Origin of the sequence: Pseudomonas sp. PB106, assembly GCF_009764645.1 — a bacterium.
Classification (GTDB): domain Bacteria; phylum Pseudomonadota; class Gammaproteobacteria; order Pseudomonadales; family Pseudomonadaceae; genus Aquipseudomonas.
The window spans coordinates 1-9,766 of sequence record NZ_RWIM01000012.1; the positions used below are offsets into that span (position 1 = coordinate 1).

A 9,766-nucleotide genomic window follows, 5' to 3' on the forward strand; every position below is an offset into this window, starting at 1 on the left:
CTTCGGCAGCTCCTACAGGGAAACGCATTCCAAGGTAGGAGCTGCCGAAGGCTGCGATCTTTTGATTTTTATTAGAGGGAAATCGGTTTGCGCCCGGCAAATGAATGCGCCAGCGTGCCGCCATCGACCAGTTCCAGCTCACCACCCAACGGCACACCGTGGGCGATCCGCGAAGCGACCAGGCCTTTGTTGTTCAACAACTGCGCGATGTAATGCGCGGTCGCCTCACCTTCCACCGTCGGATTGGTCGCGAGGATGACTTCGGTAAACGTGCCCGCCTCTTCAATCCGCGTCATCAACTGCGGAATGCCGATGGCCTCAGGCCCGAGGCCATCGAGCGGCGACAAATGCCCCTTCAACACAAAGTAGCGTCCACGGAAACCAGTCTGCTCGACCGCGTACACGTCCATCGGCCCTTCGACCACGCACAGCAACGTGTCGTCGCGACGGGTATCGGCGCATTGCGGGCACAGATCGTCTTCGGTCAGCGTGCGGCACTGGCGGCAGTGGCCGACGCCTTCCATGGCCTGGCTCAGGGCCTGGGCCAGACGCAAGCCGCCGCTGCGGTCACGTTCGAGCAACTGCAACGCCATGCGCTGGGCGGTTTTCTGACCCACGCCCGGCAAGGTGCGCAGGGCATCGATCAGTTGGCGAATCAAAGGGCTGAAGCTCATGGATAAACAGTCCGACTAAACAACGAGACGCGGTTTATACCCGCGCCTCTGGCCAGCGTCAAATACTCAGTCCGAGGCGACCCGAACCACCAGTTTGCCGAAGTTGCGCCCCTCCAACAGACCGATAAACGCCTCCGGCGCCTGCTCCAGCCCCTCGACCACGTCCTCACGGAATTTCACCTTGCCTTCGCGCACCCACGGCACCATGTGGCTGATGAATTCTGGCTGGCGATCACCGTAGTCGTCAAAGACGATGAAGCCTTGGATGCGCACGCGCTTGGTCAACAGCGTGCGCTGCAGCATCGGTAGACGATCCGGGCCTTCGGGAGCCTCAGAAGCGTTGTAACCGGCGATCAGACCGCACAGTGGAATGCGAGCCTTGGCATTGAGCAGCGGCACCACGGCGTCGAACACATGGCCGCCGACATTTTCGTAGTAAATGTCGATGCCATCAGGACAGGCCTTGGCCAGTTGCTCGGCGAAATCGGCCGCCTTGTGATCAATGCAGGCATCAAAGCCCAACTCTTCGACCACGTATTTGCACTTCTCGGCACCGCCGGCCACACCGACAACCCGCAAGCCTTTGATCTTCGCCACTTGGCCGACCACTGAACCCACCGCGCCGGACGCCGCTGCGACAACCAGTGTCTCGCCTTCTTTCGGCTGGCCGATGTCCATCAGGCCCATGTAGGCGGTCATCCCCGGCATGCCCAGCACCCCGAGGGCCATCGACGGACTCGGCAACCCGGACGGTATCGGAATGATGTTGCGCCCGTCGCTGATGCTGTGGCTCTGCCAACCGGTGGCGCCGACCACCAGATCGCCTTGGTGGAACTTCGGATGACGCGAATCTTCGACGCGACTGACAGCCCCGCCGGTCATCACTTCGCCGATTTGTACCGGCGCGGCGTAGGACGGTGCGTCGCTCATGCGCCCGCGCATGTAAGGATCGAGCGACAGGTAGAGGGTTTTCAGCAGTACTTCGCCGTCCTGCAGATCCGGCAGCGCTTCGCGCTCGAGGCGGAAGTTTTCCGGGGTCGGCGCGCCTACCGGACGCGAGGCGAGGACGAAACGTTGGTTGAGCGTGAGAGGGTCGGACATGTCAGCGTCTCCTGTGAATGGTGAATTCAGCGGGTATAGGGAGCAGACCGTTGTGGCTTTGGTGTGTTCGATGTTTCTTCAGGTGGACCGGGTTGATCGTTCCCATGCTCCGCGTGGGAATGCCTCATCGGACGCTCCGCGTTCAGCTCTGGACTTGGGACGCTGAGCGTCCCGAGCAGCATTCCCACGCAGAGCGTGGGAACGATCACACCGCGCAGAAACAAAAATGCCAGGCGCGATGCCTGGCATTTTGTGTAGCTCATCTGCCGCCGATTGGCGAATCAGAATGGCAGTTTCATACCCGCTGGCAGGTTCATGCCGGCGGTCATGCCGCCCATTTTTTCCTGGCTGCTGGCTTCAATCTTGCGCACGGCGTCGTTGACGGCGGCAGCAACAACGGCTTCCAGCATTTCTTTGTCGTCTTCGCTCAGGCCTTCGACCAGGCTTGGATCGATGCTGACGCTTTTGACGTCGTGACGACCGGTCATGACCACGGTGACCATATCGCCGCCGGCCTTACCGGTGACTTCGGCGTTGGCCAGTTCTTCCTGCATCTTGGCCATTTTTTCCTGCATCTGCTGCGCCTGCTTCATCAGGCCGGCCATGCCACCTTTCATCATGGGAATCACCTCAAAAGTACTTGGATCAAAACAGCGCCCGGCCATGGAGGCCGAGCACCTTCAGTTATTAGCCTTGGGCGACCAAGGCGTCGACAGGTTCAATAGTATCGTGTCGCACCACCGCGCCAAACTGCTGAACCATCTGCTGGATGAACGGATCGCCATGAATCGACTCCTCCGCCTCGCGCTGACGGTTGGCACGCCGACGGGAGGCGGCTTGGGCCGGAGTCTCCTGCTCGGGCTTGATCAGCTCGATGGTCAGCGTCAGCGTGCGACCGTGGAACTGGTTCAACGCATCGTTGAGACGACGCTGTTGCGTGGCGTTGAACAGTGCACTGTGCGCCGGGTCGAGGTGCATCAGCCAATGGTCGCCATCGACGCCGATCAAGGTGCAGTTGGCGGCGATGCTGCCGGTCATGCCGGAGATCGGCAGTTTCGGGAACAGCTCCAGCCATTGCAAGGCCAGACCGGTGGCCGGTGCGGCAGCCGGTTCTGGCTCAGGCTCTGGTGCAGGTTCAGCGGCGTGTTCGCTGGCCAGTTCGTCGAGGTAGCTATAAGCCGAGTCCATGTCTGGCTCGATGTAATCCTCGTCCAGCGGCGGCTCATCGTCCAGGTCCATGCCTGGTGTGGCGGCATCGACGTCAGCGACTGACGGCTCGGGAATCGGCGCGGCGGCCCACTCCGGGGCGTCCGGGACGACGCTGTCCGGGGTCGGCAGCGGCATCGGCGGCAACTCGGGCTGCTCGGCGGCGGTTTCCAGCACCGGTTCAACGGCGGGTTGCTGGGCCGGTTCAGGCTCGGGCTCAGGCTCAGGCTCGGCTTCGGGCGCAGCCTCTACCGGATCATTCCACGGCAGGTCGACCACGTCTTCAGCGACGACAGGCGCTGGCTCGGGTTCAGGAGCGGCTGCAACCGGCGCAGGCTCCGGAGCCGGTGCAGGTGCCGCCACTGGCGCCGGCGCCGGCGCAACCGCCGCGGCGACTACCGGCGCTGGTTTAGGCGCGGCAGCCACTGAGTTTGCGGAATCAACTGTGGCCTGGCTGATCCCCACTGGCTTTAGCGGTTGCCTCGGCGCGTCCGCCGTGTCGGCGGGCCTGAAGGCGAGCATCCGCAGCAGGATCATTTCGAAACCGCCACGAGGATCCGGCGCCAGCGGCAAATCGCGGCGACCGATCAGGCCCATCTGGTAATAAAACTGTACGTCTTCGGCCGGCAAAGCCTGCGCCAATGCCAACACGCGATCGCGGTCGCCATGGCCGTTGTCGACGCCTTCCGGCAGCGCTTGTGCGATGGCCACGCGGTGCAGCACGTTGAGAATTTCCGAGAGCACACCATTCCAGTCCGGGCCCTGCTCGGCCAGATGACGCACGGCTTCGAGCAACGCCTTGGCGTCGCCTTCGATCAGCGAATGCAGGACGTCATAGACCTGGCCGTGATCCAGCGTGCCGAGCATCGCCCGCACGTCGGTGGCCAGCACCTTGCCTTCACCGAAGGCGATGGCCTGATCGGTCAGGCTCATGGCGTCACGCATCGAACCGTCAGCGGCGCGACCCAGCAGCCACAGTGCATCGTCTTCGAACGGCACGTTTTCGGCGGTCAGTACATGGGTCAAATGCTCGACCACACGCTCGGGGGTCATGTTCTTCAGCGAGAACTGCAGGCAGCGCGACAAAATCGTTGCCGGAAGTTTCTGCGGGTCGGTGGTCGCCAGGATGAACTTGACGTACGGCGGCGGCTCTTCGAGGGTTTTCAGCAGCGCATTGAAGGAATGGCTGGAGAGCATGTGCACTTCGTCGATCAGGTAAACCTTGAAGCGCCCACGGCTCGGGGCGTACTGCACGTTGTCGAGCAGTTCGCGGGTGTCTTCGACCTTGGTGCGGCTCGCGGCGTCGATCTCGATCAGGTCGACAAAGCGACCTTCATCGATTTCCCGGCACACCGAGCATTCGCCGCACGGGCTGGAAGTGATACCTGTCTCACAGTTCAGGCATTTGGCGATGATCCGCGCAATGGTGGTCTTACCCACCCCGCGCGTACCGGTGAACAGGTACGCATGGTGCAGCCGCTGGCTGTCCAAGGCATTGATCAGAGCCTTGAGCACATGGGTCTGGCCGACCATTTCGCGGAACGAGCGCGGACGCCATTTACGTGCAAGAACCTGATAACTCATCGAAAACCGTCGCAGCGAAGGAAGCAGAAGCGGCTAATGCTAGCGGAGCAAGGGCAAAATTGCATCCGGTGTGCTCGTCTAATATGGCTAAGCTGCATGAGCAGAGGCTTTTATCGGCTCAGGACAGGGAATTACCGGAGCGTTTATGCGTTGGGCCGTGGGGGCACTGCTGGGAATCAGCCTGAGCGTGACGGCAGCGGAACCCCCGTTGCGCTTCGCCATGCCCGACAGCTGGGCAATGCCGATGGTGCAATACGAACGAGGCCGACCGACCCAGGGCATCCTCTACGACATCATGCTCAGCCTGGCCACCCAGGTCGGCGTACCGGCGCAATTTCACGTCCTGCCGCGCACCCGCGTGCAGAGCGCCATGGAGCACGGTGAGATCGACGTGCGCTGCTATGCCGCGCAGTCGTGGCTGCCGAACCAGTCCGGGGATTACATCTGGAGCCTGCCGCTGCTGTTTCAGCGCGATCTGCTGGTCAGCCGCCAAGGCTCGCCCACCAGCGTTGAAGCGAAAACCCTGCCACGCCAATCGATCGGTACCGTGCTCGGCTATACCTACCCCACCCTGCAGCCCTTGTTCGATAGCGGCCAGCTGCAGCGCGAAGATGCGCGCAATCAGGAACAGGTTCTGGAGAAACTCCTGGCCGGGCGCTACCACTATGCGGTGAGCAACCAGTGGACGCTGGACTGGCTCAATCAGCGCCTGCCCGCCGAACAGAAGTTGCAAGGCGTCGCGGTGCTGCAGGAGCAGCAAGTCGGTTGTTACGTCAGAAATGACCCCAACGTGCCGGTGCAGCGGATATTGCGCACCTTGCTGCGGATGAAAATGTCCGGGGAGATTGATGACATTATCCGCTTGTACACCGGCAGTTCTGAGGGCAAGCCTTGATCCCACAGGGACTTCCATCAATACCCGTGCGACTCGCGGAATTTCTGATAATCATGAAACTCGATCCACTCGACTACATCGTACGGCAGGTAAAGCTGCTGTCGTGCCCGGGAAATGGCGATGTACACCGCGCAGATCCGTTGATCGAACGCGTAGGCGTCCTTGAACTTCTCATTGCTGAGCAATGCGCGCGTCAGCAGTACCCGGTTGAACTCCATGCCGCCCGCTTGCTCGGCCATCATCAACATGCACGCGTTGCCGGGCTCACTGATCCGGCCGTTCAAGCGCGTCAAGTCGGCCACCTTGAAGCCTTTTTCCAGTTCGGCCTCAACCCACAAAAACGCCTCATCGAACTGGTTGGCTTCACGCACCTGCTGCCAATCCGCCAGGTCGCTGAAAGACGGATGCCGGCCTTTTTCGCTGTGCTCGACATCGTAAAACTGCGGATTGAACAGTTCGATGGCGGTGGTCATGAAATGCTTTAGACCGGCCTGCGTGTCCTTGTCGGGAAAACTGAACGCGCCATTGGCATCGTGCAAATGGATCGCCCACATCATCGTGTCCCAAGGCGATGCGGTGAGGATCACGCAGCCCTCGGGCGGCACGAAACCTTCAGGATAGTGCTCGATATCGACGTCAGCGTTGCGCGCCCCTTCGAACGGCAGTTTGCTCTTGTGCGAGTGACGCGAGATCAGCGGATTGACCAGCCGCTCGACATTGCGCCCCGAGCGCACGGAATAACTGATGTCGCTCTGCCGCACCTCACGCTTGCGCTTCATCGCTTCGCCACTGGCCTGCTGATACTCATCGCCAAGGGTAATCAGCACCTGACGCCCGCGCTCGATCATTTGCAGCAGCGACGCCGGAACATCCTGACTCTCGTCGATGATCACGTGCGTGTAGCGCGCAGGCACCCGGCAGCCCGACAGACTGGCGCGCTTGATCAGCAGCAAGGTTTCGAACCCAGTCTGACTGCCCCACGCCGGATTCGTCTCCAGGTAGACCCACACACGACTTGAATACTCCAGCAAGACCTGGGTGTCCGCGCTCGACAACGGCTGCTGGAAAAACGGCAGATGCCGGGCCGACAAGCTGTGATCCCGCGAGCCACAGTACAGCTCAAGCACCCGCAGACAGACGTCCAGCGTGCCCTGGCCATCGTGGCGGCGGAAGCCAAAGATATTCAGCTCCTGCGCGAGCGCTTGTTTGCTCGGCAGACGCGCCGACGCTCTGGCCGCCGGAGGCCGTGGGCCATATAACTGGGTTTGTGCAAAGTGGCGGAAGGTCTGGGCGACGTCCTTGTCCTGCGCTTGCTTGAGGTGCTTGCGCAGGGTTTCCAGCTTCGCCGGCGTGCGCGCCAGGACCAATGTCCTGTCGCTCCGCAGGCACTCGATCAGCGCCCCCAGCAGATGGCTTTTGCCGATGCCCGCATAGCCTTGCACATGCAGGTCTTCGTCCAGATTGGCACGAAAGGTTCTCAGCAGCTTGTCTTGCGCATCGCTGAGCCAACGCTCGCGGTGGCGCGGCGTGACCATCTGCTGGATGAACGGATTGTTCTGTTGTTTGTGGCGAATCTTGTAATCCGTGTCCCATTTGCCATCGGGCAACAGATAGCCCTGCGCCGTAACCTCGTCGGCCATGAGGAACTGCAAGTTCAAGCCCTTGATGGCATTAAGTCCGAAATACAACTTGCGCGGATCGAACAGGCGCTGAGCTTCTGAGAGCAATCCGGCGGTGGACCCCGTGCCCCGGGTATCGACCGCCCAATCAATCAATTTGGCGAGAATTTTTTCGGCGGCGCTGGCCGTCAGGTCTTTTTCAGTGGCTTGGGCGAGGTTCTGGATGACGAGGATGGCCGCCAATTCCGGATCCGTCAGGCTGACCAGCGTTTTTGCGCCATCGGCCTGCAACAGCGCCGTGCAGGCATCATGGGTGACCGGCAAGAACACAGGGGTAGATAAATTGAAATGTTCCGGCTGCATACAACCTCGCGCCTGGGCAGGGACGCATCACCAGGTCAGTCCTGGTCATACGCTTCGTTGATTTTGCGGACATGCGCTGCAGGTCCTGCGCCCGTCTCTGGAGAGAACTTGCCGGCGAGGTGCGCAACCTCATTCAATGCGGGTTTATCAGCGCGTTCATCGTTGATGCGCAGCGTGAAGTGGTATTCACCCAGCGTTCCCGACATATCGCCCGGATAGCTTCGATCTTCACCGATCGCGACCGGGTTGCGGTCGATCTGCGCCTGCACTTCGTAGAGCGCCAGTTCCAGCAGCTTGCGCAAGTCTTCGGCACTACGGGCAGCCACCCTCAATTGCACATCGAATTGAGGCAACCCGTGCTCGACGGGACTGGATGACGCCGATTCACGCGTACCGGTCGCCTTGATGGTCGCCGCCGCCAGAATCTCGGCATGCTCGTCATCCATCAGATCGAGCACCCTCGACAGCTCCAGCGTGCGCTCGGGATGATCCTGCATCTGATCCTTGATCTCCAGGCGGCGCAACTGCCACTCCCGGAGCCTTTCTCGCGTCAGATCGTCAACTTCGCCCACTTCCATTACCTCGCGATGCCAGGCAAGGGAGTATGCCACTGTTCAACGGCAGCACCGAGCGGGGGCACAGGACACGGCGGGAAATATCAGACGCCAAATCACAGGCATAAAAAAACCGCAGTGGGCAAAACCCATGCAGTTCTGTTTGCAGCCTTCGATGTTTCGTTAAGGTGGCGACCCCACCAGCCACACCCCGGCACACAATGTTCCCGCTGTGGCTGCTGCCTTCCGGCTCTGACCAGGTTCACGGGTAATCGTTGCGGGGGGACCGATGGGGTCACCATAACGACGCTTGCCTGTCGGCGAGCCGCGCCATTGTACCTATCTGAGACGAAGTTACAACCGTTGGTTTCAGATTAAAAATATCAAGGGCTTCAAGCACTTGCTATTGCGCCTGCAGCACCTCGTCCGCCTTGCCGCCCGCCTGCTGGATCACCAGATGAATGAAGTGCAGCTTGGCAATCGCCGCAGCCGGCAGCACGAACGGGTAGAAATCCGGTTGGCCCATGCTGCGTGACAGCTCATTGAGCATGCCGGCCAGTTCGATCCAGGCGTTGACGAACGACAGGAACGCTTCACCACCGGGATGCTCCGGGTCGTACAGCGTGCTGGTGGGAAACGGCTGGTAGTCGAAATCCATCTCCCGCGCGCTCATGCCGAAACCCAGCGCGGTATCGACCGCGTCCATCATGTGCAGGTAATGCGCCCAGGTTTCCGCCCAGTCTTCCCAGGGATGCATGGTCGCGTAGGCGCTGACGTAGCGCTGCGGCCAATCCAGTGGCGCGCCTTGCTGGTAGTGCCGGTCCAGCGCCTCGGCATAACTGGCGCGCTCGTCGCCGAACAGATTGCGGAATGAACCGAGCCACGGGCCATTGGCGATCAAACGATCCCAATAGTAATGACCGACTTCGTGACGAAAATGCCCGAGCAGCGTGCGATACGGTTCGTGCATCTGCGCCCGCACCTGCTCGCGGTGGGCGTCGTCGGCTTCTTTGATATCGAGGGTGATCAGGCCGTTGGCGTGGCCGGTCATCGGCGCATTGCCTTGGAGGTCGACTCCAATGAAGTCGAACGCCAAGCCGGTGTCCTCATCCACGGTTTTCGGGATGACCGGCAAGCCCAAAGTAATCAGTTGCGCCACCAATCGACGCTTGGCGATTTCGACTTTGCGCCAGCGTTCGGGGTTTTCCGGGTCGGACAAATCAGGAATGGTGCGGTTGAGGCTGCAAGCGATGCACAGGCTGTCGTGATCGTTGGCCGGCAACAGCCAGTTGCACGCCGCTGCCGTATCAAGGTTGGCGCAACGGCGGAACAGCCCGGCCTCGGGGTCGGCGTCCAGCGTCCAGGTGCCCTCGTACGGACCCGGTTGCAGCGAAGTCAGACGACTCTGTTCGGGTTGATAGCCAAGCAGTGCATTGCACGCCAGGCACTGGCTGTTGCGAAAGAACAGCGACTGGCCGCAACGGCACGACCAGACTTTGCTGTTGCGTGAAGATTCGCCCAAGAACGGCGCGATGATGCGAGAACTGAGCTGCTCGAAAAAGCGGTGCATGGCGATCTCTCCTTGGGGCTAGCCAAGACTAGATCATTCTGGCGCGATGATCGTTCCCACGCTCTGCGTGGGAATGCATCCAGTGACGCTCTGCGTCACAGCGGACGCGGAGCGTCCGGGGCGGCATTCCCACGCGGGAGCGTGGGAATGATCAAAGATCGCAGCCTGCGGCAGCTCCTACATGGATCCGCGTACGCCTG

At 61.0% G+C, this 9,766-nt stretch carries 8 protein-coding genes and 1 other RNA gene; 1 reads left to right on the plus strand and 8 read right to left on the minus strand.

Annotated elements, in window-relative coordinates:
• Positions 1-71 precede the first annotated feature (71 nt).
• The 4 genes from recR to dnaX form a co-directional block, all read right to left on the minus strand.
• Positions 72-674, minus strand: a complete 603-nt coding sequence (gene recR, locus EJA71_RS02145) for a recombination mediator RecR (protein ID WP_127926511.1) — start codon at positions 672-674, stop codon at positions 72-74.
• Positions 675-740: 66 nt separating this feature from the next.
• Positions 741-1,775 carry an NADP-dependent oxidoreductase gene (locus EJA71_RS02150; RefSeq protein WP_158953904.1) on the minus strand — a complete coding sequence of 345 codons (1,035 nt, stop codon included), beginning with the start codon at positions 1,773-1,775 and terminating at the stop codon, positions 741-743.
• Positions 1,776-2,056: 281 nt separating this feature from the next.
• Positions 2,057-2,395 (minus strand): YbaB/EbfC family nucleoid-associated protein, encoded by a 339-nt coding sequence (locus tag EJA71_RS02155; protein ID WP_008088817.1) that lies wholly within the window; start codon positions 2,393-2,395, stop codon positions 2,057-2,059.
• Between the two features lie 67 nt (positions 2,396-2,462).
• Positions 2,463-4,565, minus strand: a complete 2,103-nt coding sequence (gene dnaX, locus EJA71_RS02160; protein WP_158953906.1) for a DNA polymerase III subunit gamma/tau — start codon at positions 4,563-4,565, stop codon at positions 2,463-2,465.
• Between the two features lie 145 nt (positions 4,566-4,710).
• Between dnaX and EJA71_RS02165 the strand changes: the two genes are divergently transcribed.
• Positions 4,711-5,460 carry an ABC transporter substrate-binding protein gene (locus EJA71_RS02165; RefSeq protein WP_158953908.1) on the plus strand — a complete coding sequence of 250 codons (750 nt, stop codon included), beginning with the start codon at positions 4,711-4,713 and terminating at the stop codon, positions 5,458-5,460.
• A 17-nt stretch (positions 5,461-5,477) separates the two neighbouring features.
• Here the strand turns inward: EJA71_RS02165 and EJA71_RS02170 are convergent, their stop codons facing one another.
• The 4 genes from EJA71_RS02170 to EJA71_RS02185 all read right to left on the minus strand — a co-directional run bounded on the left by EJA71_RS02170 (position 5,478) and on the right by EJA71_RS02185 (position 9,566).
• The gene (locus tag EJA71_RS02170; protein WP_158953910.1) at positions 5,478-7,442 is read right to left on the minus strand and encodes a hypothetical protein; all 1,965 of its coding nucleotides are present in this window, start codon (positions 7,440-7,442) and stop codon (positions 5,478-5,480) included.
• A 35-nt stretch (positions 7,443-7,477) separates the two neighbouring features.
• Positions 7,478-8,014: a hypothetical protein gene (locus EJA71_RS02175; RefSeq protein WP_178113642.1), complete on the minus strand. Its 537-nt coding sequence runs from the start codon at positions 8,012-8,014 to the stop codon at positions 7,478-7,480.
• A gap of 177 nt (positions 8,015-8,191) precedes the next feature.
• Positions 8,192-8,288: signal recognition particle sRNA small type (gene ffs, locus EJA71_RS02180), an RNA gene on the minus strand.
• 111 nt (positions 8,289-8,399) lie between these two features.
• A complete protein-coding gene (locus EJA71_RS02185) occupies positions 8,400-9,566 on the minus strand; it encodes a putative zinc-binding metallopeptidase (RefSeq protein WP_158953912.1) in 1,167 nt (388 codons plus the stop codon).
• Positions 9,567-9,766: the final 200 nt, after the last annotated feature.

What these genes read in the sequence shown, in the direction of transcription:
- recR (WP_127926511.1), bottom strand. Translation starts at nt 674, where the DNA reads ATGAGCTTCAGCCCTTTGATTCGCCAACTGATCGATGCCCTGCGCACC.
- EJA71_RS02150 (WP_158953904.1), bottom strand. Translation starts at nt 1,775, where the DNA reads ATGTCCGACCCTCTCACGCTCAACCAACGTTTCGTCCTCGCCTCGCGT.
- EJA71_RS02155 (WP_008088817.1), bottom strand. Translation starts at nt 2,395, where the DNA reads ATGATGAAAGGTGGCATGGCCGGCCTGATGAAGCAGGCGCAGCAGATG.
- dnaX (WP_158953906.1), bottom strand. Translation starts at nt 4,565, where the DNA reads ATGAGTTATCAGGTTCTTGCACGTAAATGGCGTCCGCGCTCGTTCCGC.
- EJA71_RS02165 (WP_158953908.1), top strand. Translation starts at nt 4,711, where the DNA reads ATGCGTTGGGCCGTGGGGGCACTGCTGGGAATCAGCCTGAGCGTGACG.
- EJA71_RS02170 (WP_158953910.1), bottom strand. Translation starts at nt 7,442, where the DNA reads ATGCAGCCGGAACATTTCAATTTATCTACCCCTGTGTTCTTGCCGGTC.
- EJA71_RS02185 (WP_158953912.1), bottom strand. Translation starts at nt 9,566, where the DNA reads ATGCACCGCTTTTTCGAGCAGCTCAGTTCTCGCATCATCGCGCCGTTC.